The organism is Enterobacter sp. 22499, from assembly GCF_052044815.1.
In the GTDB taxonomy this organism is placed as follows: domain Bacteria; phylum Pseudomonadota; class Gammaproteobacteria; order Enterobacterales; family Enterobacteriaceae; genus Enterobacter; species Enterobacter bugandensis.
The window spans coordinates 1439933-1465929 of record NZ_JBQENR010000001.1 but is presented as its reverse complement, the minus strand read 5'-3'; the positions used below and the strand labels follow the sequence as shown (position 1 = coordinate 1465929).

The 25997-nt window shown below is 53.7% G+C and carries 26 protein-coding genes; 13 read left to right on the top strand and 13 right to left on the bottom strand.

Features of this window, described 5'->3' with window-relative positions:
• Positions 1–21: 21 nt before the first annotated feature.
• Both ispA and xseB read right to left on the bottom strand, forming a co-directional pair.
• Positions 22–921: a (2E,6E)-farnesyl diphosphate synthase gene (gene ispA / locus ACTJI7_RS07190; RefSeq protein WP_028012152.1), complete on the bottom strand. Its 900-nt coding sequence runs from the start codon at positions 919–921 to the stop codon at positions 22–24.
• On the bottom strand, positions 922–1164 hold the full coding sequence (xseB, locus tag ACTJI7_RS07185; protein ID WP_048957510.1) for an exodeoxyribonuclease VII small subunit: 243 nt from the start codon (positions 1162–1164) through the stop codon (positions 922–924). It lies immediately after the preceding gene.
• A gap of 178 nt (positions 1165–1342) precedes the next feature.
• Between xseB and thiI the strand changes: the two genes are divergently transcribed.
• Positions 1343–2791, top strand: a complete 1449-nt coding sequence (gene thiI, locus ACTJI7_RS07180; RefSeq protein WP_045259896.1) for a tRNA uracil 4-sulfurtransferase ThiI — start codon at positions 1343–1345, stop codon at positions 2789–2791.
• An 87-nt stretch (positions 2792–2878) separates the two neighbouring features.
• Here thiI and yajL read toward each other — a convergent pair whose 3' ends face one another.
• Together yajL and panE are read right to left on the bottom strand one after the other, a co-directional pair.
• Positions 2879–3472 carry a protein deglycase YajL gene (gene yajL, locus ACTJI7_RS07175; RefSeq protein WP_045259897.1) on the bottom strand — a complete coding sequence of 198 codons (594 nt, stop codon included), beginning with the start codon at positions 3470–3472 and terminating at the stop codon, positions 2879–2881.
• Positions 3435–4346: a 2-dehydropantoate 2-reductase gene (gene panE, locus ACTJI7_RS07170; protein ID WP_049137505.1), complete on the bottom strand. Its 912-nt coding sequence runs from the start codon at positions 4344–4346 to the stop codon at positions 3435–3437. Before panE ends, yajL begins: the two co-directional genes overlap by 38 nt.
• Positions 4347–4467: 121 nt before the next feature.
• On the opposite strand from panE, the gene ACTJI7_RS07165 reads away from it, so the two are divergent.
• Positions 4468–4959, top strand: a complete 492-nt coding sequence (locus ACTJI7_RS07165) for a YajQ family cyclic di-GMP-binding protein (protein WP_023293165.1) — start codon at positions 4468–4470, stop codon at positions 4957–4959.
• 34 nt (positions 4960–4993) lie between these two features.
• Here the strand turns inward: ACTJI7_RS07165 and ACTJI7_RS07160 are convergent, their stop codons facing one another.
• The 8 genes from ACTJI7_RS07160 to ACTJI7_RS07125 form a co-directional block, all read right to left on the bottom strand.
• A complete protein-coding gene (locus ACTJI7_RS07160; RefSeq protein WP_088205232.1) occupies positions 4994–6355 on the bottom strand; it encodes an MFS transporter in 1362 nt (453 codons plus the stop codon).
• A 148-nt stretch (positions 6356–6503) separates the two neighbouring features.
• A complete protein-coding gene (cyoE, locus tag ACTJI7_RS07155; RefSeq protein WP_003859062.1) occupies positions 6504–7391 on the bottom strand; it encodes a heme o synthase in 888 nt (295 codons plus the stop codon).
• Positions 7392–7402: 11 nt separating this feature from the next.
• Positions 7403–7729 (bottom strand): cytochrome o ubiquinol oxidase subunit IV, encoded by a 327-nt coding sequence (locus ACTJI7_RS07150; protein ID WP_006176899.1) that lies wholly within the window; start codon positions 7727–7729, stop codon positions 7403–7405.
• Positions 7729–8343 carry a cytochrome o ubiquinol oxidase subunit III gene (locus ACTJI7_RS07145; protein ID WP_003859057.1) on the bottom strand — a complete coding sequence of 205 codons (615 nt, stop codon included), beginning with the start codon at positions 8341–8343 and terminating at the stop codon, positions 7729–7731. Before ACTJI7_RS07145 ends, ACTJI7_RS07150 begins: the two co-directional genes overlap by 1 nt.
• The gene (cyoB, locus tag ACTJI7_RS07140; RefSeq protein WP_028012157.1) at positions 8333–10324 is read right to left on the bottom strand and encodes a cytochrome o ubiquinol oxidase subunit I; all 1992 of its coding nucleotides are present in this window, start codon (positions 10322–10324) and stop codon (positions 8333–8335) included. Before cyoB ends, ACTJI7_RS07145 begins: the two co-directional genes overlap by 11 nt.
• A 16-nt stretch (positions 10325–10340) precedes the next feature.
• Positions 10341–11288: a cytochrome o ubiquinol oxidase subunit II gene (gene cyoA, locus ACTJI7_RS07135; RefSeq protein ID WP_440669944.1), complete on the bottom strand. Its 948-nt coding sequence runs from the start codon at positions 11286–11288 to the stop codon at positions 10341–10343.
• A 477-nt stretch (positions 11289–11765) separates the two neighbouring features.
• Positions 11766–13241, bottom strand: a complete 1476-nt coding sequence (gene ampG, locus ACTJI7_RS07130; protein ID WP_192978584.1) for a muropeptide MFS transporter AmpG — start codon at positions 13239–13241, stop codon at positions 11766–11768.
• Positions 13242–13286: 45 nt separating this feature from the next.
• Positions 13287–13865, bottom strand: a complete 579-nt coding sequence (locus ACTJI7_RS07125; RefSeq protein ID WP_028012160.1) for a lipoprotein — start codon at positions 13863–13865, stop codon at positions 13287–13289.
• A gap of 306 nt (positions 13866–14171) precedes the next feature.
• On the opposite strand from ACTJI7_RS07125, the gene bolA reads away from it, so the two are divergent.
• The 11 genes from bolA to ACTJI7_RS07070 all read left to right on the top strand — a co-directional run bounded on the left by bolA (position 14172) and on the right by ACTJI7_RS07070 (position 25249).
• A complete protein-coding gene (bolA, locus tag ACTJI7_RS07120) occupies positions 14172–14489 on the top strand; it encodes a transcriptional regulator BolA (RefSeq protein ID WP_003859051.1) in 318 nt (105 codons plus the stop codon).
• A 330-nt stretch (positions 14490–14819) separates the two neighbouring features.
• A complete protein-coding gene (gene tig, locus ACTJI7_RS07115; RefSeq protein WP_008503318.1) occupies positions 14820–16118 on the top strand; it encodes a trigger factor in 1299 nt (432 codons plus the stop codon).
• Positions 16119–16378: 260 nt separating this feature from the next.
• Positions 16379–17002 carry an ATP-dependent Clp endopeptidase proteolytic subunit ClpP gene (clpP, locus tag ACTJI7_RS07110; RefSeq protein WP_010428105.1) on the top strand — a complete coding sequence of 208 codons (624 nt, stop codon included), beginning with the start codon at positions 16379–16381 and terminating at the stop codon, positions 17000–17002.
• A 125-nt stretch (positions 17003–17127) separates the two neighbouring features.
• Positions 17128–18402, top strand: coding sequence for an ATP-dependent protease ATP-binding subunit ClpX (clpX, locus tag ACTJI7_RS07105; RefSeq protein ID WP_028012161.1), 1275 nt, complete (start codon positions 17128–17130; stop codon positions 18400–18402).
• A 183-nt stretch (positions 18403–18585) separates the two neighbouring features.
• Positions 18586–20940 carry an endopeptidase La gene (gene lon / locus ACTJI7_RS07100; RefSeq protein ID WP_023334706.1) on the top strand — a complete coding sequence of 785 codons (2355 nt, stop codon included), beginning with the start codon at positions 18586–18588 and terminating at the stop codon, positions 20938–20940.
• A gap of 210 nt (positions 20941–21150) precedes the next feature.
• The gene (gene hupB, locus ACTJI7_RS07095) at positions 21151–21423 is read left to right on the top strand and encodes a nucleoid-associated protein HU-beta (protein WP_002444653.1); all 273 of its coding nucleotides are present in this window, start codon (positions 21151–21153) and stop codon (positions 21421–21423) included.
• A gap of 212 nt (positions 21424–21635) precedes the next feature.
• Positions 21636–23507: a peptidylprolyl isomerase gene (ppiD, locus tag ACTJI7_RS07090; RefSeq protein WP_028012162.1), complete on the top strand. Its 1872-nt coding sequence runs from the start codon at positions 21636–21638 to the stop codon at positions 23505–23507.
• A 148-nt stretch (positions 23508–23655) separates the two neighbouring features.
• Complete coding sequence (locus ACTJI7_RS07085; protein WP_041911079.1) at positions 23656–24036, top strand: helix-hairpin-helix domain-containing protein; 381 nt, start codon at positions 23656–23658, stop codon at positions 24034–24036.
• Positions 24037–24133: 97 nt separating this feature from the next.
• Positions 24134–24532, top strand: coding sequence for a YbgC/FadM family acyl-CoA thioesterase (locus tag ACTJI7_RS07080; RefSeq protein ID WP_440669941.1), 399 nt, complete (start codon positions 24134–24136; stop codon positions 24530–24532).
• A gap of 47 nt (positions 24533–24579) precedes the next feature.
• Complete coding sequence (locus tag ACTJI7_RS07075; protein ID WP_028012164.1) at positions 24580–24933, top strand: type II toxin-antitoxin system RelE/ParE family toxin; 354 nt, start codon at positions 24580–24582, stop codon at positions 24931–24933.
• The gene (locus tag ACTJI7_RS07070; RefSeq protein WP_028012165.1) at positions 24920–25249 is read left to right on the top strand and encodes an addiction module antidote protein; all 330 of its coding nucleotides are present in this window, start codon (positions 24920–24922) and stop codon (positions 25247–25249) included. Before ACTJI7_RS07075 ends, ACTJI7_RS07070 begins: the two co-directional genes overlap by 14 nt.
• Before the next feature lie 2 nt (positions 25250–25251).
• Here the strand turns inward: ACTJI7_RS07070 and queC are convergent, their stop codons facing one another.
• Positions 25252–25947, bottom strand: coding sequence for a 7-cyano-7-deazaguanine synthase QueC (queC, locus tag ACTJI7_RS07065; protein ID WP_008503311.1), 696 nt, complete (start codon positions 25945–25947; stop codon positions 25252–25254).
• Positions 25948–25997 lie beyond the last annotated feature (50 nt).

The following is a 25997-nucleotide window of genomic DNA, read 5'->3' as shown; positions in this document are numbered from 1 at the left end:
AGGCTCATCGAGATATATAGTTTATTTATCACGCTGGATTATATAGTCCGCTAGCGCTTCCAGTGCCGAGGTATCCAGCGATTGCGCGGCCAGCTCATTCAGCGACTGGCGGGCATCGTCAATCAGATCCCGGGCTTTACGTTGGGCTTGCTCAAGACCCAGCAGGGCGGGATAGGTACTTTTGCCAAGCTGCTGGTCCGCACCCTGACGTTTACCCAATGTTGCAGTATCGCCCACCACATCCAGAATGTCATCCTGAACCTGGAATGCCAGACCGATACTTTCTGCGTATCTGTCCAGAATCGGCAGGGCTTTGCGCCCTTGCTCACCCGCGCTCAGCGCGCCCAGGCGAACGGCGGAACGAATAAGCGCGCCCGTCTTATGGCGATGAATACGCTCCAGCTGTTCCAGATTAACCTGACGTCCTTCCGCTTCAAGATCCAGCGCCTGACCGCCGCACATGCCAGCCACGCCGCTGGCCATTGCCAGTTCGGAGATCATCGCCAGGCGGTCGCGGTCGGCCACTTCCGCCATCGGCGCATCACTGAGAATCGAGAACGCCAGCGTCTGCAAGGCATCGCCCGCCAGAATGGCATTCGCCTCGCCAAACTTAATGTGGCAGGTTGGCTGACCCCGGCGCAGATCGTCGTCGTCCATCGCCGGGAGATCGTCGTGGATCAGCGAGTAGGCATGGATGCACTCCACGGCGGCAGCCGGGGCGTCCAGCGTATTATCACTGATGCCAAACATGTTGCCCGTGGCATACACCAGGAACGGACGCAGGCGTTTTCCCCCTAAGAGTGCGCCATAGTGCATGGCTTCAACCAGTGGAGTGTTCTGAAAAGGCTGCGGCTCAATAAAACGGCGCAGAGCGTCGTTGGCGCGAACGACGCGCGCCTGAAGCGCGTTGGTAAAATCCATTTACTCGGTGTCCGGTGTGAATGGCGTGGTTTTAGCGTCTTCGCTGTCGGAAAGCAGGATCTGCACACGCTGCTCGGCCTGCTGGAGTTTTACCTGCCCCTGGCGCGCAAGCTGCACACCGCGCTCAAATTCGTTGAGGGCGTCTTCCAGCGGTAAATCGCCGCTCTCGAGGCGGGTAACAATCTGCTCAAGCTCACTCAGCGCAGTTTCAAAACTGGCCGGTGCGTCGTTCTTCTTCGGCATAGTGAATTAACTCTTATATTCTTCGCCCCAACATGGTAACGGACTCGGGGCAATTATCAAATAACGCGAGTGGCGCGATGGTGGTATACTTGCGCGCCTGGATGCAGCCACGGGTGTGGGCTGCTGTATCATTTTCCACTACAAGCCTTTATAAGCTTGCCTAAGAAACATTGCCGCCATGAAGTTTATCATTAAATTGTTCCCTGAAATCACCATCAAAAGCCAATCTGTGCGTTTGCGCTTTATTAAAATTCTCACCGGGAACATTCGTAACGTATTAAAACACTACGACGAAACGCTCGCCGTGGTGCGTCACTGGGACCACGTTGAAGTCCGCGCGAAAGACGAAAGCAAACGCCTTGATATTCGCGACGCGCTGACCCGTATTCCAGGTATTCACCATATTCTGGAAGTGGAAGACGTTCCGTTCAGCGATATGCACGATATCTTCGAAAAGGCGCTGGTACAGTACCGCGACCAGATCGAAGGCAAAACCTTCTGCGTGCGCGTGAAGCGTCGCGGTAAGCACGAGTTCAGCTCGATTGAAGTCGAGCGCTACGTTGGCGGCGGTCTGAACCAGCACGTTGAGACGGCGCGCGTGCGCCTGACTAACCCGGACGTCACCGTTAACCTTGAGATCGAGAACGATCGTCTGTTGCTGGTTAAGGGCCGTTATGAAGGTATTGGTGGTTTCCCGATCGGCACGCAGGAAGATGTGCTGTCGCTGATCTCGGGCGGCTTCGACTCCGGCGTCTCCAGCTACATGCTGATGCGTCGCGGTTGCCGCGTGCACTACTGCTTCTTCAACCTGGGCGGTGCGGCGCATGAGATTGGCGTTCGTCAGGTGGCGCATTACCTGTGGAACCGCTTCGGCAGTTCCCACCGCGTGCGTTTTGTGGCGATCAACTTTGAGCCGGTAGTGGGCGAAATCCTTGAAAAAGTGGACGACGGCCAGATGGGCGTGATCCTCAAACGTATGATGGTTCGCGCGGCGTCCAAAGTCGCCGAACGTTACGGCGTGCAGGCGCTGGTCACCGGCGAAGCGCTGGGCCAGGTCTCCAGCCAGACGCTGACCAACCTGCGTCTGATCGACAACGTATCAGATACGCTGATCCTGCGTCCGCTGATCTCCCACGATAAAGAGCACATCATCGACCTGGCGCGTGAAATCGGCACCGAAGACTTTGCCCGCACCATGCCGGAATACTGCGGCGTGATCTCAAAAAGCCCGACCGTCAAGGCAGTGAAGGCGAAGATCGAAGCGGAAGAAGAGAACTTCGATTTCAGCATCCTGGAAAGAGTAGTGGCAGAAGCGTCCAACATCGACATCCGCGAGATTGCCCAGCAGACCGAGCAGGAAGTGGTTGAAGTGGAAACCGTGAGCGGTTTCGGTGCGAACGATGCGATTCTGGATATCCGCTCCATTGACGAGCAGGATGACAAGCCGCTGAAGGTTGAAGGCGTGGAGGTGGTTTCTCTGCCGTTCTACAAGCTGAGCACTAAGTTTGGCGACCTCGATCAGAGCAAAACGTATCTGCTGTGGTGTGAGCGCGGGGTGATGAGCCGCCTGCAGGCGCTGTACCTGCGCGAGCAGGGATTCGCGAATGTGAAGGTGTATCGTCCGTAGCGTGCGGCCTGGTGCCCTCACATTAAAAACGGCAACCAAAGGTTGCCGTTTTGCTTTTACCTCGCGCCACCCGGCTTTTTTTATGCACTACTCTTCATAGTAATTATAAATCCCCGCCGGCATCACCAGCGACGACGCCACTTCGTAGGCCTTCTCCCGCCCGACCAGCAGATCAATAATCTTTAAGCCAAAATCAATCGCGGTGCCGGGGCCCTGGCTGGTCAGCAGGTTGACGCGCGGATCCCAGACGACGCGTTTATCCACCCAATGTTCTTCCGGGATCGTATCCTTAAGCCCCGGGAAGCCGGTCATATTGCCGATAGGGAAGATATCGTGCGGAATCAGAACCGTTCCAGCGGCGGCACAGATTGCCGCGACGATACGACCCGACAGATGAAACTGACGCACGGTTTCAACCAACAGCGGGCTGTCGCGGAAACATTCCGCGCCTTTTAAGCCGCCGGGCAGGACGATGATGTCGTAATCGCCGTCAGCAACCTGGACAAGCGGTGCGTCTGCCAGGATTTTCACCCCTCGTGAACAGGTGATTGCCAGATTGCCGTCGCTGGCTACGCTGGCGGTTGTTACCTTAATGCCGCCACGTACCAGTAAATCAATGGTGGTGACCGCTTCCATCTCTTCGCTACCAGGAGCGAGGCAAATCAGTGCCGACGCGCTCATATTCACTCTCCTTACGTTTAACCAGGTCATACAGACGGGCGTTTTCCGGCACGGCGATGCCGTGCGAGCGGGCGCGCTTTAGCAGATAACCGGTAATGTAATCTATCTCCGTATGGCGAAATGCCCGAACGTCCTGCAGCATCGAGGAGATGTTCTCAGCCGTGCTCTCAATAACCTGCTCGACATAACAGCGTAAATCCTCTGCTGAGGTGTGCAGGCCTTCTCGCTCAATGACCGACGCGACTTCTGCACACAGGGACGCCACCTCCTGCGGATGGTTTTTCAGCTCCCCGTTCGGGCAGTTCCACAGCGCCGTCAGCGGATTGATCACGCAGTTTACGGCCAGCTTGCGCCACAGCTGAGGGCGGATGTTGTTGTGCCAGGCGACGTCCGGCAAGACCTTTTGCAGAACATCGGCCAGATAGCTATAGTCGCCATCCTGTGTTCTGGCCGGGCCGATGTGCGTCACGCCGCTGGCGACATGCACGATAATAGTCCCGTCGCGACGCGCAGCGTGGGTGGTGGTCGCCATTAGCAGAGGCTGCGGGACGCTTTTCAGCTCATCAAGGGTTCCCATACCGTTATGCAGCAGCAGAATGGGGGACGTGGGGGGGAGCTGCGCGGCCAGAGTCTTAACCGCATCTGAGACCTGCCACGCCTTGAGCGTCACCAGCAACAGGTCGCTTTGCGCCAGGAAATCAGGATCGTTCGCGGTGAGGGATTCGTTAAAAATGCTTCCGTCTTCACCAATCAGGTTGACACTGCAATAGGGCTGGGGCACGCGCAGCCAGCCCTGAACCTCATGTCCATGCTTGCACAGCGCGGTCAGCCACAGCTGGCCGAGCGCTCCGCATCCGAGCACCGTAATTTTCATTGTTCCTCCTCACCTGCAACTGCGCCAGGTGTTACAGCTTAATTATACAGCTAAGCTTCTGTTGAGTTATGCCTCGTAGCGGGTATTATGCAACGCAACAAAAGTGAAGGGAGAAGAAAAGATGCCATCTTTCGATATTGTTTCCGAAGTTGATATCCAGGAAGTTCGCAACGGCGTTGAGAACGCAACCCGCGAAGTTGAGTCACGTTTCGATTTTCGCGGCGTTGAGGCGTCGTTTGAGCTGAACGACGCAAATAAGACTATTAAGGTGCTGAGCGAGTCTGATTTCCAGGTGAATCAGCTGCTCGACATTCTGCGCGCCAAGCTGTTAAAACGCGGCATCGAAGGAACGTCTCTGGACGTGCCGGACGAGTTTGTCCACAGCGGAAAGAACTGGTTTGTAGAAGCCAAACTGAAGCAGGGCATCGAGAGCGCGGTGCAGAAGAAGATCGTGAAGCTTATTAAAGACAGCAAGCTGAAGGTGCAGGCGCAGATCCAGGGCGAAGAAATTCGCGTAACCGGAAAATCTCGCGACGATCTCCAGTCCGTGATGGCGCTGGTGCGCGGCGGGGATTTGGGACAGCCGTTCCAGTTTAAAAACTTCCGCGATTAAGACAAAAAAAAGCCCGGTTCAACCGGGCTTTTTTTCACGCTTTAAGCGCCTGCTCCACCTCGAAGCGGTTCGTCACTTTGCTGTCAATTTTGACATAAGCACTGCGCTCTTCGGGAACAATCAGCACCTCAGTGACCCCTTCTTTTCCTTCCAGACGCTGCTTCAGCGCGTCGCTAATCCCCACGTCATCCGGGATCTCCACGCGCAGGCTGCTCACATAGCGCGGTTCTTTCATGGTGCTGGCAACCAGCAGCCAGACTGTTGCCAGCAGCGCGCCCGCGAGAAACACGGTTTGTGAATCAAACAGGCCGTCGACCCAGCCGCCAAGCGATCCGCCGATCGCCACGCCGAGGAACTGGCTGGTGGAGTAAATGCCCATTGCCGTGCCTTTGTAACCGGCGGGGGACTCTTTGCTGATCAGTGACGGCAGCAGCGCTTCCATCAGATTAAACGCCAGGAAGAACAACTGCACGCCTGCGATCAGCTCCCAGAAGTGCGGGCCGGCGCCCCAGAGCACAATCTCGGCAATCAGCAGTAACGCCACGCAGCCCACGAAGACGCGTTTCATTTTGCGCTTCACTTCGGCGTAAATAATAAAGGGCACAACGGAGACAAACGAAATCAGCATTGTGACCAGATAAATTTTCCAGTGCTCGGCCGCCGGGAAACCTGCTGCGGCAAGCTGGCCGGGCAGGGCGACGAAGGTGGACATCAGCAGAATATGCAGGCACATAATGCCGAAGTTAAGCTTTAGCAGACGCGGCTCGGCGATGACTTTGCTAAAGCAGCCTTTAACCATCCCGGATTCACGGTTAAGGACATGATTTTTACTGTCTGGCACAACCCACAGGGTGAGTGCGATCCCGATGGTCGCCAGCACCGCAATCATCCAGAACAGGGCGTGCAGACCCAGTTTGTGCGTAATGATGGGACCGAGCACCATCGCAATCGCAAACGTCACGCCAAAGCTCACGCCAATAAACGCCATGGCTTTGGTACGGTTTTGCTCACGGGTTAAATCTGACAGCAGCGCCATCACCGCGGCGGCAATCGCACCGGACCCTTGCAGGGCGCGGCCAAGAATAATGCCCCAGATGGAGTGGGAGAGGGCGGCAATAACGCTCCCGAGCACAAAGACCAGCAGCCCGCCGACAATCAGCGGCTTGCGGCCCACCCGATCAGAGAGCAGGCCAAAGGGGATCTGGAACACCGCCTGCGCCAGACCGTAAATGCCAATAGCAAGGCCAATCAGCGCTTCGCTGGCACCCTGTAACGCCATGCCGTACGTGGTCAGAACGGGCAGGACCATAAACATGCCAAGCATCCGCAGCGAGAAAACAGTCCCTAAACCCCAGGTCGCACGCAGCTCGCCCGGCGTCATTTTATAATCGTTCATTACCACCTCAGTTCAAAAGCAGGCCATAGTGTAGTGCGGGGAAGGGGCGGGGTAAATAAAGGCTTATTTAACAAATATTACATGCGCAATTAATAGATTTCGTGAATAAAAAAGGGTGCCGAAGCACCCTTTTCATCATCACATAAACTTACCAGACGTAAGTCAGCAGGTTTTGCGAGTCCGGCACCATGAAGTCTACGGACATCATCACGGACAGGGAGGTGATGGCGACAATCGAGAACACAAACAGCTTGCGTGCCCAGACTTTGTCATCTTCCACCTTGTAGCCGCGCAAGGCCATGCCGAGCCACCAGACGCTCACCGCGGCTGCTACCACCAGATATTTATATCCGGCGTAACCGCCCAGAGAAAGCATCAGCGTTGCCACGGCAAAAGCGATGATGTAGAGCGTGATGTGGTTCTTGGCAACTGAAATGCCCTTCACGACCGGCAGAACCGGAATGTTCGCTGCCTGATAATCCTTGAAGCGGAAAATCGCGATGGCATAGGAGTGCGGCATCTGCCACAGGCTAAAGATAGCCAGCAGGATGAGCGCACCGCTGTCGAACTCGTTCGTGACGGCGCAGTAGCCAATCACCGGCGGCGCAGCGCCGGAGAGAGAACCAATCAGCGTGCCGTAGACGGAGTGACGCTTCATATACAGGCTGTAGACGCCTACATACACCACGAACCCCATCACCCCCAGCCAGCAGGCCAGCGGGTTAGCACCAAACCACAGCAGCATAAAGCCAGCAATACCCAGCAAGGTGGCGTACACCAGCGAGACGGAAGGGGCAATCAGGCCTTTAACCAGCACCCGATTCTTGGTCCTTTCCATCTTCTTGTCGATATCCATGTCGATGTAGTTGTTAAATACACAACCGGACGCAACCACCAGTGACACACCGACCAGCGTGTAAATAAAGAGGGTGTAATCAATGCTGCCTTTAGAGGCCAGCAGGAACCCTCCGATTACGGAGATCAGGTTGCCAAAGATGATGCCTGGTTTCGTGACTTGCAGGTATTGCTTAAACATACTCGCCGCTCTTAGTGAACCATCATGTTGTAGTTGAGGTTCCACATAATCCAGATGGAACCGACTACCAGGATAGCGATGATAATCACGGTAAAGATAAAGGCAGTCATATTCCAGCCTTCATCGGACTTGGTGTTCATGTGCAGGAAGCAAACCAGATGCACCAGAATCTGAATCACCGCGGTCACCAGGATTGCTCCCAGGATAACCGGCTTGGACGCAGAACCGCTCATCACCATCCAGAACGGGATCACCGTCAGGATGATCGACAGGATGAAACCTGTCATGTAGGTTTTTACGCTGCCGTGGGAAGCGCCATGATCGTTAGAATGACTCATTACATCGCCCCCATCAGATAGACAACAGAGAACACGCAGATCCATACCACGTCCAGGAAGTGCCAGAACAGGCTCAGGCACATGATACGGGTACGGTTAGTGCTGGTCAGGCCGCGGCGGGAGATCTGGAACATCAGTACTGCCATCCAGATCAGACCCGAGGTCACGTGCAGACCGTGGGTACCCACCAGCGCGAAGAACGCGGACAGGAAGCCACTGCGATCCGGACCGAAGCCTTCCATAATCAGGTGGTGGAATTCATAGATTTCCATCCCGATAAAGCCAGCACCAAACAGCCAGGTCAACGCCAGCCAGGAGACAACCTGGCTCTTGTTGTTTTTGTACATGGCGATAGCCGCCATGCCGTAGGTGATGGAGCTGAATAACAGCAGTGCGGTTTCAACCAGAACGAACGGCAGTTCAAAGATGTCCTTGCCGGTCGGGCCGCCCGCTGTGCCGTTCACCAGAACGGCATAGGTCGCGAACAGACAGCAGAACAGAATGCAGTCGCTCATCAGGTAGATCCAGAAACCGAAGACTTTGGTCGGTCCTGTATCATGGTGCGCATGTTCATGCGCGTGGGCAGTTGAGTGCGCCAGAGTATCAGTTGCCATTTTTCAGCCCCGCTTTAGAAATCTCGTCGAAATGCTGATTTTCCAGCTTTTCAACTTCACGGACTGGTACGTAGTAGTCCACGTCCTCGTCAAAGCTCTTCACAATCCAGCTGATTACGATGCCAGCGAAGCCAACAATCGCCATCCACCAGATGTGCCAGATCATTGCGAAACCAAATACCGTTGCGAAAGCGGCAATCACGATGCCCGCAGCGCTGTTTTTCGGCATATGGATCTCTTCGTAATGCTCAGGTTGCTTGTACGCTTCACCTTTTTCTTTCATTTCCCAGAATGCGTCACGCTCGTGAATGTGCGGCACTACGGCAAAGTTATAGAACGGTGGTGGAGAAGAGGTTGCCCACTCCAGCGTACGGCCACCCCATGGGTCACCGGTCAGGTCGCGGTTCAGGTTACGGTCGCGGATGGACACGTAGTACTGAATCAGCTGGCACAGAATACCGCAGGCAATCAGCGCTGCACCGCCCGCTGCAACCATCAGCATTGGGTGGAACTGCGGATCGATCTGCTGGCTCAGACGACGGGTCATGCCCATGAAGCCCAGCACGTACAGCGGCATAAACGCCACGAAGAAGCCAATGATCCAGAACCAGAACGCGCGTTTACCCCAGGTTTCGTTCAGCGTGAAGCCAAACGCCTTAGGCCACCAGTAAGTCACACCTGCGAAGCAGCCGAAGACCACGCCGCCGATGATAACGTTATGGAAGTGCGCAATCAGGAACAGGCTGTTGTGCAGAACGAAGTCAGCACCTGGCACCGCCAGCAGTACGCCGGTCATCCCACCTACGGAGAAGGTCACGATGAAGCCGATGGTCCACAGCATTGCTGAGTGGAACACGATACGGCCCTGGTACATGGTGAACAGCCAGTTGAAGATCTTCACCCCGGTAGGGATGGCGATAATCATGGTGGTGATACCGAAGAAGGCGTTTACGTTCGCGCCCGCACCCATGGTAAAGAAGTGGTGCAGCCAAACGATGAACGACAGAACGGTAATACACACGGTTGCCCACACCAGAGAGGTGTAACCAAACAGACGCTTACGCGAGAAGGTTGCCGCGATTTCGGAGAACACACCGAAGACAGGCAGAACCAGAATGTACACTTCCGGGTGACCCCAGGCCCAAATCAGGTTGATGTACATCATCATGTTGCCACCCATATCATTCGTGAAGAAATGGGTGCCCAGGTAGCGGTCCAGGGTCAGCAGCGCGATGGTGACGGTCAGAATTGGGAACGACGCGATAATCAGTACGTTGGCGCACAGAGATGCCCAGGTAAATACCGGCATCTTGAACATCGTCATACCTGGTGCACGCATCTTCAGGATGGTCACGAAGAAGTTGATACCGGTCAGGGTGGTACCGACACCGGAGAGCTGAAGCGCCCAAATCCAGTAGTCAACGCCTACACCCGGACTGTACTCAATTCCCGAAAGCGGTGGGTAAGCCAGCCAGCCGGTCTGTGCAAATTCGCCCACGCCCAGTGACAGGTTAACCAGGATAACGCCGACAACCGTGAACCAGAAGCTCAGGTTGTTCAGGAACGGGAACGCTACGTCGCGCGCGCCAATCTGCAGCGGAACGACAACGTTCATCAGACCGATTACCAGCGGCATCGCCACGAAGAAGATCATGATAACGCCGTGGGCGGTAAAGATCTGATCGTAGTGGTGCGGTGGCAGGAAGCCGGCTTCGCCCGCAGACGCGAGTGCCTGCTGGCTACGCATCATGATTGCATCCGCAAAGCCACGAATTAACATGACGATACCGACGATGCAGTACATGATACCGAGTTTTTTGTGGTCAACCGAAGTCAGCCACTCATTCCACAGGTAGCTCCACTTACCGAAGTAAGTGATCAGGCCAACTAAGGCCGCGCCACCAATGATAATTGCAGCCACCGTAACCATGATAATCGGTTCATGGTAGGGCACTGCATCCAGTGTCAATTTTCCGAACATTTTCTTCCTCGGCCCCTTAGTGAGCGGTTTCCGCGTGGCTCATGTCCATGCCTTCCATACCTTCGTGCGCGCTGTGCTCGCCTTCTGGCTGGGTCATGTCCATGCTCTTGCCGTGATTCATAAATTTGCCAATAACGTCTTTGAACAAATCTGGTTTCACGTTAGAGAAGTACTCCACCTTGTTGTATTCGCTAGGTGCAGCCACTTTTTCGAACGCCGCCATGTCAGACATGGTGTTTGGAGACTGCTTCGCTTTTTCAACCCACTGGTCGAAAGCGGCACGGTCCGGCGTCGCAATAGCTTTGAACTTCATACCTGAGAAGCCCGGGCCGCTATAGCTGGCGGAGATACCATCGTAGGTGCCTGCTTCATTCGCGATCAGATGCAGGTTCGTCTGCATACCGGCCATCGCGTAAATCTGGCTACCCAGACGCGGGATGAAGAAGGAGTTCATTACGGAGTTGGAGGTCACTTTGAACTGAACCGGAGTGTTCGCCGGGAAGGCGATTTCATTCACGGTAGCAATGCCCTGCTCTGGATAGATGAAGAACCATTTCCAGTCCATGGAGACCACTTCAATGGTAATAGGTTTTTCATCGTGAACCAGCGGCTTGCTTGGCTCAAGTGCGTGAGTGGTTTTCCAGGTCAGTACGGCAAGGAACAGGATGATCAGGATAGGTACCGTCCAGACCACAGCTTCAACTTTGTTGGAGTGTGACCAGTTCGGGCTATACTTCGCATCTTTATTGCTCGCACGATACTTCCAGGCGAAACCAACAGCCATCAAAATGGCAGGAATAACCACAATCAACATCAGGCCAAAAGCCGTCAATATCAGTGAACGTTGTTCCAGTCCAATCTGTCCTTTGGGGTCTAGTAGTGCAGAATCACAGCCACTGAGTAATACAGTACCTGCGAATAATGACAACCATCCCAAACTTTTATTGTATTTCCTGAGTCTCATTTAACGACCTCAATTCCACGGGAGTCTGGTGGCGTTTAAAGTGTGCGGGCATTTTACGGGAAGGTTACATTACTGTAAACATCATTAGGCCTGTGTCAGGAAGGTGTTACCGGGTTCTGCCGCACGTGTCACAAGTGTTGCAGATTATGTCGGTTTTTATGACCGAAGCCGCATGATATGGGCTTTATAACGAAAGGACCCCCAAGCATACCCTAAAAGGGGCAATTGGTATAACCATTGTTAAAAATATACAAAAAATTAACAATTAATTATCAATAAAAAGACATCTAAAAAACGAAAAATCAAACTTTCCAATGCTGAATCGTTTAATGAAAAATAGCGCTTTGGAATTAGCTCCAATAATTTCCAAATCCTATCCCGCACAAAACAACAAATATTTTTTTAGCGGCTGTTGGCTATTTCACCGTTATAATTTCGGTTAGTGATTACAACGGGAAATAACCTTTCACTTTTTCTTCAGGTCATCTGCGTTTTACGCAATGCCATAAAATCGAGCAGACCGCCCGTCAGGATCCCGGCGATGGCCAGCAGGGCTCCAGCATCCAGCAGAAGGGCTTCGAGGGGGAGCGCCAGAGACGTACTGGCGTTAACGATAAGTACCACAAGCCATAGCGCCAGCGCGCCGCAGCCCGCCATTAGCAGACGTAACGCAAATCGGTAGGCGCGGTGATATTCAGTGCGCGGCATAAAGTGTTCGGTCCGCTGGGTATATTCCAGCGTCTGGCGACACACCAGCAATAATAAAATCCCCGGCACGGCAGCCGCGACCGAGAAGAGATAAAACGTTGGCCAGCCGTGGGCTTCTACAAACCAGCCGGCAATCGGACCTACGTACACGCGGCCAACGGCCGAGAGTGCCGAGAGCAGCGCAAACTGCGTGGCGGAAAACGATTTATTGCACAGAGTCATCAGCAGGGCGACAAATGCCGCCGTCCCCATGCCGCCACAGAGATTTTCAAAGAACACCGCCGCGGCCATGCTGAACATATGCTTGTCAGTCACCGACAGGAGCCAGTAGCCCGCGTTAGATGCGCCCTGCAGGATGCCGAAGATCAGCAGCGCGCGGAACAGCGTCAGGCGCTGCATCAATGCGCCGCCATAAAGCGCACCGACGATGGTCGCAAACAGCCCCAGCGTTTTATTCACCACGCCCACTTCACCGGCATCAAAACCGACGCCGCGGATCAGGAAGGTGGTGGTCAGGCTCATGGCAAAGGCATCGCCCAGCTTATAAAGGACGATGAGCAGCAGGATCAGCCAGGCATTGTTGCGGCCAAAAAAGTCACGCAGCGGTTCGGCCACGGCCTGTTCCAGCGAGCGGGGAACCGGAATGACGTCGCTCGGTTCGGGCGCAAATAGCGTAGCGATAATGCAGGGGATGAGCAGGGCAGCCATCAGCCAGTACATACCCTGCCAGCCGAGATAACGGTCGGCCAGCCACAACGCCAGCCCGCCGGAGACCAGCATCCCGAGGCGATAGCCCAGCACGCTGATCGCCGCACCGGCACCGCGCTCTTCCGCAGGTAACACGTCCGTCTTCCAGGCGTCGAACACGATATCCTGAGAGGCGGAACAGAAGGCTATCACCACCGCAAGCGCGGCCATCCAGCGGAGCTGTGTGGTCGGCTCAAGAAAGCCCATCGCCGCAATCGCCAGCAGCAGCAGGACCTGTGTCATCACTAACCAGCCGCGACGACGCCCCAGAAACGGCGGCGTATAGCGATCCATCACCGGCGACCACAGGAACTTAAAGACATACGCCTGACCGACAAGCGAGAAGAAACCAATGGTTTTGAGATCGATGTTCTCAACCGTCATCCACGCCTGAAGCGTGCCGGAGGTGAGCGCGAGGGGTAAACCGGAGGCAAAGCCTAGGATCAGCAGAATCGCTGATTTCGGTTGCTGGAAAATGCGTAAGTAGTGACTGGACATGTTCTTATGAACTGACCCGGTGAAGCACCGGGTCAGTGAGCAGGATTAACGTGCGTTCTGCTTGATAAAGTCGTGAATGCTGGTGTCCTGCGCCATATCGGCGATGGTGTCCGTCAGCACGCTGTTAACGGCGTTAGCAATATTCTTGTTAGAGGCCTGGAACGCGCCTTCAACAGAGTAGCTGGCGCGGTAGTTTTTGGTCATCTTGTTGCCGTTCTTCGCGGTGGCAATGATGGCGATATCCGCTTTGGTCGCAATGTTGTAGCGCACGTTGCCCTGAGAGACGTCTGCGTACAGGTTGTTGACGATAATCTGCAGATCAACCGCGCCGCTTGGGCCAATCATGTAGCCGCGAGCGGTCATTTGCTTCTCAAGCACTTCCTGCAGCAGGAAGCGCAGGTCGCGGGACGCGGTCAGCGTCACCTGCTGGTTGTCGCGGGTCACTTTTGCCAGCGCCTGGTCCTGACGCTGATCGGCACCGTTAATGCTCACGGTGACGCCCATCAGGCTTGGGTCCTGCTGAGGCAGGGTGATTTTTGGTGAGACATCAATAGTAGTAGGCGGAGTCGCACAGCCTGCCAGCATAAAAAGGGCTACCAACGGAAAGAAGAGTTTTTTAAACATTTTCAGGTTCTCAACGAATCGTAAGCATTAAAGAGAGAAAAATTGCCGCCATCATATCATCGACTACGGCCAGGGGAAGTGGTCAACGCATGTAAATTCATCGTCTTGTCTGAAAACTGACCAGCTCATCCTTTTTCTCCTCCCGCCAGAGACGACAGGTATGAGTCTCACAGTGAACTTCATGCATTTGAATGAGAAAATCAGACGAAAGCTAAATATTTGTTGTCAAGGTGTAATGGAAACGGTAAAAGCGGCTAACATTTAAAGGGATGGGTGACATCTTAGCGTTGTCGGAGGAGTAATTTCATGATGATACGTGAACAGATAGAAGAAAAATTAAGGGCAGCGTTCAACCCTGTGTTCCTCGAAGTCGTCGACGAAAGCTATCGTCATAACGTGCCGGCAGGTTCTGAAAGCCACTTTAAAGTGGTTCTGGTTAGCGATCGCTTCACGGGAGAACGTTTCCTGAACCGACATCGCCTGATCTACAGCACCTTGACGGAAGAACTCTCCACGACCGTGCATGCGCTGGCACTGCATACCTACACCATTAAGGAATGGGAAGGCTTGCAGGATACGGTTTTTGCGTCGCCGCCTTGTCGCGGTGCAGGCACCATCGCCTGATAAATCGGATTTGCAACGGCTGGAGCTTTTCCAGTATGTTGCTTACAGATTTCCTCAAAACGGCCTCCGGGCCGTTTTGTTTTGTCTGAGTTTTGAGCGGATGGTGCGATTTTAAGGCTAAAAATAGCCTTAAAGTGTGAAAAAAGCCGCAGCAACATGCTCCAACCGTTCTCGACTCACCTAAGTGATGCCGCTATAATGCCGCGTCTTATTGAATGTCTTCGGGATGATTCTGGCGACAGGGAATGTGAATCTGCACTAAGAGAGCATCCCGGTATAACAGACAGATTCAGAGTTGACCGAGCACTGTGATTTTTTTGAGGTAACAAGATGCAAGTTTCAGTTGAAACCACTCAAGGCCTTGGCCGCCGTGTAACGATTACTATCGCTGCTGACAGCATCGAAACTGCTGTGAAAAGCGAGCTGGTCAACGTAGCAAAAAAAGTACGTATTGACGGCTTCCGTAAGGGCAAAGTACCAATGAATGTTGTTGCTCAGCGTTATGGCGCTTCCGTGCGTCAGGATGTGCTGGGTGAACTGATGAGCCGCAACTTTATCGACGCGATCATCAAAGAAAAAATCAATCCAGCCGGCGCGCCAAACTACGTGCCAGGCGAATACAAACTGGGCGAAGACTTCACCTACTCCGTAGAGTTCGAAGTGTACCCGGAAGTTGAGCTGAAAGGCCTGGAATCTATCGAAGTTGAAAAACCGATCGTTTCCGTGACTGACGAAGACGTTGACGGCATGCTGGACACCCTGCGTAAGCAGCAGGCGAACTGGAAAGAGAAAGAAGGCGCTGTTGACGCGGAAGACCGCGTAACCATCGACTTCACCGGTTCTGTAGACGGCGAAGAGTTCGAAGGCGGCAAAGCGTCTGACTTCGTACTGGCAATGGGCCAGGGTCGTATGATCCCAGGCTTCGAAGACGGCATCAAAGGCCACAAAGCGGGCGAAGAGTTCACCATCGACGTGACCTTCCCTGAAGAGTACCACGCTGAAAACCTGAAAGGTAAAGCAGCGAAGTTCGTCATCAACCTGAAGAAAGTTGAAGAGCGCGAACTGCCAGAACTGACTGAAGAGTTCATCAAGCGTTTCGGCGTGGAAGATGGTTCTGTTGCTGGCCTGCGTACCGAAGTGCGTAAGAACATGGAGCGCGAGCTGAACGGTGCTGTGCGTAACCGCGTGAAATCTCAGGCGATTGAAGGTCTGGTAAAAGCGAACGAAATCGACGTTCCTGCTGCCCTGATCGACAGCGAAATCGACGTGCTGCGCCGTCAGGCTGCACAGCGCTTCGGTGGCAACCAGCAGCAAGCGATGGAACTGCCGCGTGAGCTGTTCGAAGAGCAAGCGAAACGCCGCGTTGTTGTTGGCCTGCTGCTGGGCGAAGTGATTCGTACCCACGAGCTGAAAGCTGACGAAGAGCGTGTGAAGGGCCTGATCGAAGAGATGGCGTCTGCATACGAAGATCCATCAGAAGTGATCGAGTTCTACGGTAAGAACAAAGAGCTGATGGACAACATGCGCAACGTCGCACTGGAAGAGCAGGCTGTTGAAGCGGTACTGGCGAAAGCGAAAGTGACCGAAAAAGCGACCTCTTTCAACGAACTGATGAACCAGCAGGCGTAATTTCGCTCTAACGGTTTAAAGTTTGAACAAAAAACCCGTTGCCTTCCGGCGACGGGTTTTTTTTATCGCTGCATGGGTTCTGGAAGGGTGCTAAAACGCCCTTTCAGTGTTAGCGTTACAACAAAAGGTTGTTATGCTTGAAATAGGGCGTGGCGAACCCCATAAGTATGTAATCACGATGATTGAGACTGGCTGATAATCCGTCCATAAGGTTACAATCAGTACAGCAGGTGTTTTCAATTTTGAACCAGGAGACGGAAATGTCATACAGTGGCGAACGAGATAACTTTGCACCCCATATGGCGCTGGTGCCAATGGTTATTGAACAGACCTCACGCGGTGAGCGTTCTTTCGATATCTATTCCCGTCTGCTCAAGGAACGCGTTATCTTTCTGACCGGCCAGGTAGAAGACCATATGGCTAACCTGATCGTGGCGCAGATGCTGTTCCTGGAAGCGGAAAACCCGGAAAAAGACATTTACCTGTACATCAACTCGCCTGGCGGTGTGATTACGGCGGGCATGTCCATTTATGACACCATGCAGTTCATCAAGCCAGATGTCAGCACTATCTGTATGGGGCAGGCTGCATCCATGGGGGCCTTCCTGTTAACCGCAGGGGCGAAAGGTAAGCGTTTCTGCCTGCCTAACTCCCGCGTGATGATTCACCAGCCGCTGGGGGGTTACCAGGGGCAGGCGACGGATATCGAAATCCACGCCCGCGAAATTCTGAAAGTAAAAGCGCGCATGAATGAACTTATGGCGCAGCATACGGGTCAACCTCTCGAGCAGATCGAGCGCGATACCGAGCGCGATCGCTTCCTCTCTGCTCCAGAGGCAGTTGAGTACGGCTTAGTCGACTCCGTATTGACCCATCGTAATTGATGCCCGCGACGCGAGTGTGCCGCTATACTAAGGTAGGGCGGCACGCTGCTTAAAGCACACGCGTCTTAGAATGGCATTTGCGTCGTCATGTGCGGCACAAAGAACTTAAAAAGAGGTTTGGACTCATGACAGATAAACGCAAAGATGGTTCGGGCAAACTGCTGTACTGCTCTTTTTGCGGCAAAAGCCAGCATGAAGTGCGTAAACTGATTGCCGGGCCGTCCGTGTATATCTGCGACGAATGCGTCGATTTATGTAACGACATCATTCGCGAAGAGATTAAAGAAGTTGCGCCGCACCGTGAGCGTAGCGCATTGCCAACGCCGCATGAGATTCGTCATCACCTTGACGACTATGTCATCGGTCAGGAGCAGGCCAAGAAAGTGCTGGCGGTGGCGGTATATAACCACTACAAACGTCTGCGTAACGGCGACACCAGCAATGGCGTAGAACTGGGCAAAAGTAACATTCTGCTGATCGGGCCAACCGGCTCCGGTAAAACGCTGCTGGCGGAAACCCTGGCGCGCCTGCTGGATGTTCCGTTTACCATGGCGGATGCCACCACCCTGACCGAAGCCGGTTATGTGGGTGAAGACGTTGAGAACATCATTCAGAAGCTGCTGCAGAAGTGCGATTACGACGTTCAGAAAGCACAGCGCGGGATTGTTTATATTGATGAGATCGACAAGATCTCCCGTAAATCAGACAACCCGTCCATCACCCGTGACGTGTCGGGTGAAGGCGTGCAGCAGGCCCTGCTGAAGCTGATCGAAGGTACGGTTGCGGCCGTTCCGCCGCAGGGTGGACGCAAACATCCGCAGCAGGAGTTCCTGCAGGTCGATACCTCCAAGATCCTGTTCATTTGCGGCGGCGCGTTTGCTGGTCTGGATAAAGTCATTTCCCACCGTGTTGAAACCGGCTCCGGCATCGGTTTTGGCGCAACGGTGAAGGCGAAGTCCGAGAAAGCCAACGAAGGTGAACTGCTTTCGCAGGTTGAGCCCGAAGATCTGATCAAATTTGGTCTGATCCCTGAATTCATTGGCCGTCTGCCGGTTGTGGCAACGCTGAATGAGCTGAGCGAAGACGCGCTGATTCAGATCCTGAAAGAGCCGAAAAATGCGCTGACCAAGCAGTATCAGGCGCTGTTCAATCTGGAAGGCGTTGAGCTGGAATTCCGTGACGAAGCGCTGGATGCGATTGCCAAGAAAGCGATGGCCCGTAAAACCGGTGCGCGTGGTTTGCGCTCTATCGTTGAAGCGGCATTGCTCGACACCATGTACGATCTGCCGTCGATGGAAGACGTTGAAAAAGTGGTTATCGACGAGTCCGTGATCGGCGGCCAATCCAAGCCGCTGCTGATTTACGGTAAACCGGAAGCCCAGCAGGCATCTGGCGAATAATTCACCAAATCATACAAGCAGTTAATCAAAAAGGGGGGATTTTATCTCCCCTTTACTTTTTCCGTATTCATAGCGTTGAATGTGTGGGAAACATCCCCATATACTGGATACATGTTAATGGTTATGTGAAGCACTGTGACATGACCAGCTTACCTGGCGGACACTAAACTAAGAGAGAGCTCTATGAATCCTGAGCGTTCTGAACGCATTGAAATCCCCGTATTGCCGTTGCGCGATGTGGTGGTTTATCCGCACATGGTCATACCCTTATTTGTAGGGCGGGAAAAATCTATCCGTTGCCTCGAAGCCGCCATGGATCATGATAAAAAAATCATGCTGGTGGCCCAGAAAGAAGCATCAACGGATGAGCCGGGTGTAAACGATCTTTTCACCGTCGGGACCGTGGCCTCTATTTTACAAATGCTGAAGCTGCCGGACGGCACCGTGAAGGTGCTGGTCGAAGGCTTACAGCGTGCGCGTATTACCACGCTGTCAGACGATGGCGAACACTTCTCTGCCAAGGCAGAGTACCTTGATTCGCCTGAACTTGATGAGCGCGAGCAGGAAGTGCTGGTACGTACCGCGATTAGCCAGTTCGAAGGCTATATCAAGCTGAACAAGAAAATCCCACCAGAAGTGCTGACGTCGCTGAACAGCATCGACGATCCTGCGCGTCTGGCGGACACCATCGCTGCACACATGCCGCTGAAGCTGGCTGACAAACAGTCCGTGCTGGAGATGTCCGACGTTAACGAACGTCTGGAATATCTGATGGCGATGATGGAGTCTGAAATCGATCTGCTGCAGGTTGAGAAGCGCATTCGTAACCGCGTGAAAAAGCAGATGGAAAAATCTCAGCGTGAGTACTATCTGAATGAGCAAATGAAGGCCATTCAGAAAGAGCTGGGCGAGATGGACGACGCACCGGACGAAAACGAAGCGCTGAAGCGTAAGATCGACGCGGCGAAGATGCCGAAAGAGGCGAAAGAGAAAGCCGAAGCAGAACTGCAGAAGCTGAAAATGATGTCTCCGATGTCGGCTGAAGCAACCGTCGTGCGCGGTTACATTGAGTGGATGGTGCAGGTTCCGTGGAACGCCCGCAGCAAGGTCAAGAAAGACCTGCGTCAGGCCCAGGAGATCCTCGATACTGACCACTACGGCCTGGAACGCGTGAAAGACCGCATCCTTGAGTACCTCGCGGTACAGAGCCGTGTAAACAAAATTAAAGGCCCAATTCTGTGCCTGGTAGGACCGCCGGGGGTGGGTAAAACCTCTCTGGGCCAGTCCATCGCCAAAGCGACCGGACGTAAGTACATCCGTATGGCGCTGGGCGGCGTGCGTGATGAAGCGGAAATCCGCGGTCACCGCCGTACCTACATCGGTTCTATGCCGGGTAAACTGATCCAGAAAATGGCGAAAGTGGGGGTTAAAAATCCGCTGTTCCTGCTTGATGAGATCGACAAAATGTCGTCGGACATGCGCGGTGACCCGGCGTCTGCTCTGCTGGAAGTGCTTGATCCAGAACAGAACGTGGCGTTCAGCGATCACTACCTGGAAGTGGACTACGACCTCAGCGATGTAATGTTCGTGGCAACGTCCAACTCCATGAACATACCGGCACCGCTGCTGGACCGTATGGAAGTGATCCGCCTCTCCGGTTATACCGAAGACGAAAAGCTGAACATTGCTAAACAGCACCTGCTGCCGAAGCAGATTGAGCGTAACGCGCTGAAAGCCAACGAGCTGACCGTCGAGGACAGCGCGATTATCGGCATCATTCGCTACTACACCCGTGAAGCGGGCGTGCGTAGCCTTGAGCGCGAAATATCTAAGCTGTGCCGTAAGGCGGTAAAACAGCTGCTGCTGGATAAGAGCCTGAAGCACATCGTGATTAACGGTGACAATCTGCATGCCTACCTCGGCGTTCAGCGCTTCGACTATGGCCGCGCGGATAACGAAAACCGCGTGGGTCAGGTGACCGGTCTGGCATGGACGGAAGTGGGCGGCGATCTGCTGACCATCGAAACCGCCTGTGTGCCGGGCAAAGGCAAGCTGACCTACACCGGCTCGCTGGGTGAAGTGATGCAGGAGTCCATCCAGGCAGCGCTGACTGTGGTGCGCGCGCGCGCGGAAAAACTGGGTATCAACCCGGATTTCTACGAAAAACGCGACATTCACGTTCACGTTCCTGAAGGGGCGACGCCGAAAGATGGCCCAAGCGCGGGTATTGCCATGTGTACCGCTCTGGTTTCCTGTCTGACGGGCAACCCGGTACGTGCCGATGTGGCAATGACTGGTGAAATTACGCTGCGCGGTCAGGTCCTGCCAATCGGCGGATTAAAAGAAAAACTGCTGGCGGCACACCGCGGTGGGATCAAAACCGTATTAATCCCTTACGAAAATAAACGCGATCTGGAAGAGATTCCGGACAACGTGATTGCCGATCTGCAGATCCATCCTGTTAAGCGAATTGAGGAAGTTCTCAGTCTCGCACTGCAGAATGAACCCTCCGGAATGCAGGTTGTAACCGCAAAATAGTGACCTCGCGCAAAGAGCGTCAATAAAAACAAGGCTGGTAAGTCATTTCGCACTTGCCAGCCTTTTTTTGTATAGCTAATTTAGATTGCTGATTAGGTCAGCCATCAACAACGGGTGTTGTAAGGTCATGGCAGGCCTGATATAACTGCTGCGCGGTCGCGTTGTGAAGGACTCAGGCGCGATATAAATTATAAAGAGAGGAAGAGAACAGTGAATAAATCTCAACTGATTGACAAAATTGCTGCTGGTGCTGATATTTCTAAAGCTGCAGCTGGACGTGCGTTAGATGCATTAATTGCTTCTGTTACTGAATCTCTGCAGGCTGGGGACGACGTTGCACTGGTAGGCTTCGGTACTTTTGCTGTTAAAGAGCGTGCTGCCCGTACTGGCCGCAACCCTCAGACCGGTAAAGAGATCACCATTGCTGCTGCTAAAGTGCCGGGTTTCCGTGCAGGTAAAGCGCTGAAAGACGCAGTAAACTGATTGCTTTCCCGTTTCAGGGAAGCCGGATAGTACAAGGGCGCATCGTTTGATGTGCCTTTTTTGTTTGTCCAGACCTGATTTGTGCGAGTTTATGCGAGTTGTGGGCTGACAATCGCCCCGTTTTCTTGTCACAATACGCCTTCACGCGCGACGGGCAGGATTTTCCGTCAGCGTCAGGTAACCAGTCACCTACAGCGGAGTGTTGTTACACCATGATGGACAGCTTACGCACGGCTGCTAACAGTCTCGTGCTCAAGATTATTTTCGGTATCATTATCGTGTCGTTCATATTGACCGGCGTGAGCAGTTACCTTATTGGCGGTGGCGCGAATTATGCCGCAAAAGTGAATGGCCAGGAAATCAGCCGTGGTCAGTTCGAGAATGCTTTTGCCGGTGAGCGTAACCGTATGCAGCAACAGCTGGGCGACCAATTCTCTGAACTGGCGGCGAATGAAGGGTACATGAAAACCCTGCGCCAACAGACACTGAACCGTCTTATCGACGAAGCGCTGCTGGATCAGTATGCCAAAAAGCTGGGCCTTGGCATCAGCGACGAGCAGGTCAAAAAAGCGATCTTCGCCACTCAGGCATTCCAGTCTAACGGTAAATTCGACAACGCGCGTTACAACAGTATCGTTAACCAGATGGGCATGACGGCGGATCAGTACGCGCAGGCGCTGCGTAACCAGCTGACGACCCAGCAGCTCATTAACGCTGTCGTGGGTACCGATTTCATGCTTAAAGGTGAAACCGACGAACTGGCCGCGCTGGTGGCCCAGCAGCGCGTGGTCCGTGAAGCGACCATTGATGTGAACGCCCTGGCGGCGAAACAGCAGGTGAGCGACGCAGACGTTAATGCTTACTACGAGCAGAATAAAAACGCCTTTGTTTCTCCGGAGCAGTTCCGCGTCAGCTACATCAAGCTGGATGCAGCTGCGCTGCAGGAAAGCGCGTCTGATGCCGAGATCCAGTCTTACTACGACCAGCATCAGGATCAATTCACTCAGCCGCAGCGTAACCGCTACAGCGTGATTCAGACCAAAACTGAAGCAGATGCTAAGGCGGTACTGGATGAGCTGAACAAAGGCGCTGATTTCGCCACCCTTGCGAAAGCGAAATCCACCGACATTATCTCTGCGAAAAACGGCGGTGATATGGGCTGGCTGGAAGACGCAACCACGCCCGACGAGCTGAAAAATGCCGGCCTGAAAGAGAAAGGCCAGCTGTCTGGTGTGATTAAATCATCCGTTGGTTTCCTGGTCGTGCGTCTGGACGACATCACCCCGGCGAAAACCAAGCCGCTGGCTGAGGTTCGTGATGATATTGCCGCGAAAGTGAAACAGGAAAAAGCCCTGGATGCCTACTACGCGCTGCAGCAGAAGGTGAGCGATGCTGCCAGCAACGACAACGAATCTCTGGCAGGTGCAGAGCAGGCGGCGGGTGTGAAAGCGGTTGAGACCGGCTGGTTTGGTCGCGACAACCTGCCGGAAGAGCTGAACTTCAAACCGGTTTCTGATGCCATCTTTAACGGTGGTCTGGTGGGCGAGAACGGCACGCCGGGCAGCAACTCTGACATCATTACCGTTGACGGCGATCGCGCCTTTGTTCTGCGCGTCAGCGAGCACAAGCCAGAAGCGGTCAAACCGCTGGCGGAAGTGAAGGATCAGGTCGTCGCTCAGGTTAAGCATAACAAAGCAGAACAGCAGGCTAAACTGGACGCTGAGAAGATTCTGGCCGATCTGAAAGCGGGTAAACAGGACGCGCTGAAAGCGGCAGGTCTGAGCTTCGGTGAGGCGAAAACGTTGAGCCGCACCGGTCAGGACCCAATCAGTCAGGCCGCGTTTAGTCTGACGCTGCCGGCAAAAGACAAGCCAAGCTTCGGTACCACCACCGATATGCAAGGTAACGTTGTTCTGCTGGCGCTGGACGACGTGAAAGCCGGCACTCTGCCAGAAGCGCAGAAGAAGGCGATGGTTCAGGGCATTACTCAGAACAATGCTCAGATTGCTTTCGAAGCCATGATGAGCAACCTGCGTAAAGACGCCAAAATCAAGCTGGGCGATGTCATGACTCAGCAGCAGTAATTACGTGTCTGCTCGCAGATTTTCGTAACGCTGTGCAAAAACTAAAGGCCGCTTTCGCGGCCTTTTCCATTTCTGCAATCTGCTGTTTGTGCCTGTTTTCACAGGCGGCTATCGTTGCGTGGCTGTCAACAAACAAGGAGATAACAGCATGAAATGTGGAATCAAAGCACTGTTAATTACGCTGGCTATTGCCACCACCGGGATGAGCGCGGGCGCGCAGGCGGCGGCGACCGCCGCCAAACCACAGGCTACGCAGAGCAAGTCTGACGCGGCCGCGCCGGTACAAGGGCAGACCAAAGCGGCTGACGTCGGTAAAAATGCGGATGATGACGGTACGCGGGTCAGCATTAACTCGGCCTCGGCAGAGGATCTCGCCCGTGCAATGAATGGCGTGGGCCTGAAAAAAGCGCAGGCTATCGTCAGCTATCGTGAAGAGTACGGCCCATTCAAAACGGTCGACGATCTCAAACAGGTTCCGGGCATGGGCAGCGCGCTGGTTGAGCGCAACCTCTCACACCTGACACTGTAATAACGCAATTTCTTGCACTGCGGCAAAAGTTTGCCAGGATAAAGAGGTCATACCAGTTATGACCTCTGATCCTAAAACAATGAAAGGCTATTGCGCTATGCAGACAAAAATCAAAGTACGCGGTTTCCATCTTGATGTTTATCAGCACGTCAATAACGCTCGCTATCTTGAGTTTCTTGAAGAAGCGCGCTGGGACGGGCTGGAAAACAGTGAAAGCTTTCAGTGGCTGACCGCGCACAACATCGCGTTCGTGGTCGTCAATATCAACATCAACTATCGCCGTCCGGCCGTGCTGGGCGATGTGCTCACCTTGACCAGCCAGGTACAACAGCTAAACGGCAAGAGCGGCGTGTTAAGCCAGGTGGTGACGCTCGATCCAGAAGGGCAGGTGGTGGCTGATGCACTGATCACCTTTGTCTGTATCGATCTGAAAACTCAGAAAGCGCTGCCGCTGGAAGGGGAGCTGCGGGAAAAGCTGGAGTTGATGATCGCGTAGGATTTTGTCTTTTATAAAAGACAAAAGGATTTTTCAGGGATAGAATAATGGACAGGGACTACGTTGTTGAACGTTACCGGACCCGTGACGGGAAAGTGCCGTTTGAGGAGTGGGTAGCCAGAATGAATCGAAGGGATCCGGATACGGTTTTCCGGATCCTTATGCGGATCAACCGCGCAATAAAACGTAATTTTGGCGATTACAGATACCTCAGGGAAGGTGTTTGGGAGATGCGAGTCGACAGTGGCCCCGGCTACAGAATCTATTTTGCAGTAAAGAATCGGCAGGTTTTATTGTTACTTATCGGTGGTGACAAAAAGAGCCAAAAAGCGGATATCAAACTGGCAATAGATTACTGGAAAGATCATCAAATTAAAGGACAATCGAATGAGCGCCACTGAACGAAAATATTCGAGTTCTGTTAGCCATCATGATGCTGTTGTGAAAATGCTACGAGAGAATCCTTCCTACGCTCAGCGTTATTTGCAAACAGCCCTGGAAGAAATCTATGAAGACCAGGGGATCCCTGCCTATCTCATTGCACTCCGCCAGGTTATCGAAGCACGCGGTGGCATCGGAGAAATTTCTGCTAAATCAGGCCTCTCTCGTCAGCAGCTATACCGAACCTTATCAGACAACGGCAACCCAACGCTGACAACGCTGATGAAAGTCACCCGTGCTGCCGGTGTGAAACTGTTCGACAGCACGGTTAAGTAGCCCTATTTAAGCCCGGTCTTTTTCTGCATCGCGGCCATCACGCCGGCTTTATCGGCAAGATAGTGGTTAAGCCCGTTAGCGCGCAGATTACAGGCGGCGCACTGGCCGCAACCGTCGCCTTTGATGCCGTTATAGCAGGTGAGGGTTTCGCTGCGAACCAAATCCAGCTTGCCCCAGTAGTCGGCCAGCGCCCAGGTTTCGGCTTTATCCAGCCACATGAGCGGGGTTTCAAAGCGCGTCTCTTTCGCCATCCCCAGATTGACGGCGTGGTTGAGCGCTTTGACAAACTCATCGCGGCAGTCCGGGTATCCTGAGAAGTCGGTCTCGCATACGCCCGTAATTACCGCTTCGGCTTTTACCTGATAGGCATAAATCGCCGTCAGGGTCAGGAACAGAATATTACGCCCCGGCACAAACGTGTTCGGAATGCCGCTGGCATCGGGTTCGTAGTCCGGTACAGGAATACTGTCCCGGGTGAGGCTGCTGACGGCCAGTTCATTTAACAGCGTAACGTCCAGCACCTTGTGCGCGCGTGCCCCCAGTTTAAGGGCCAGTTCACGGGCAACGTCGATTTCAGCGCGGTGACGCTGGCCATAATCGAAAGTCACACAGTGAACTTCATCATACTGATGAAGGGCCTGAACCAGGCAGGTTGTAGAGTCTTGTCCTCCGCTGAACACGACGACGGCACGTTTCATAAATCATCTCGACTGTTACGGTAAAAACGTTATGTTACCGTCTGGCTACG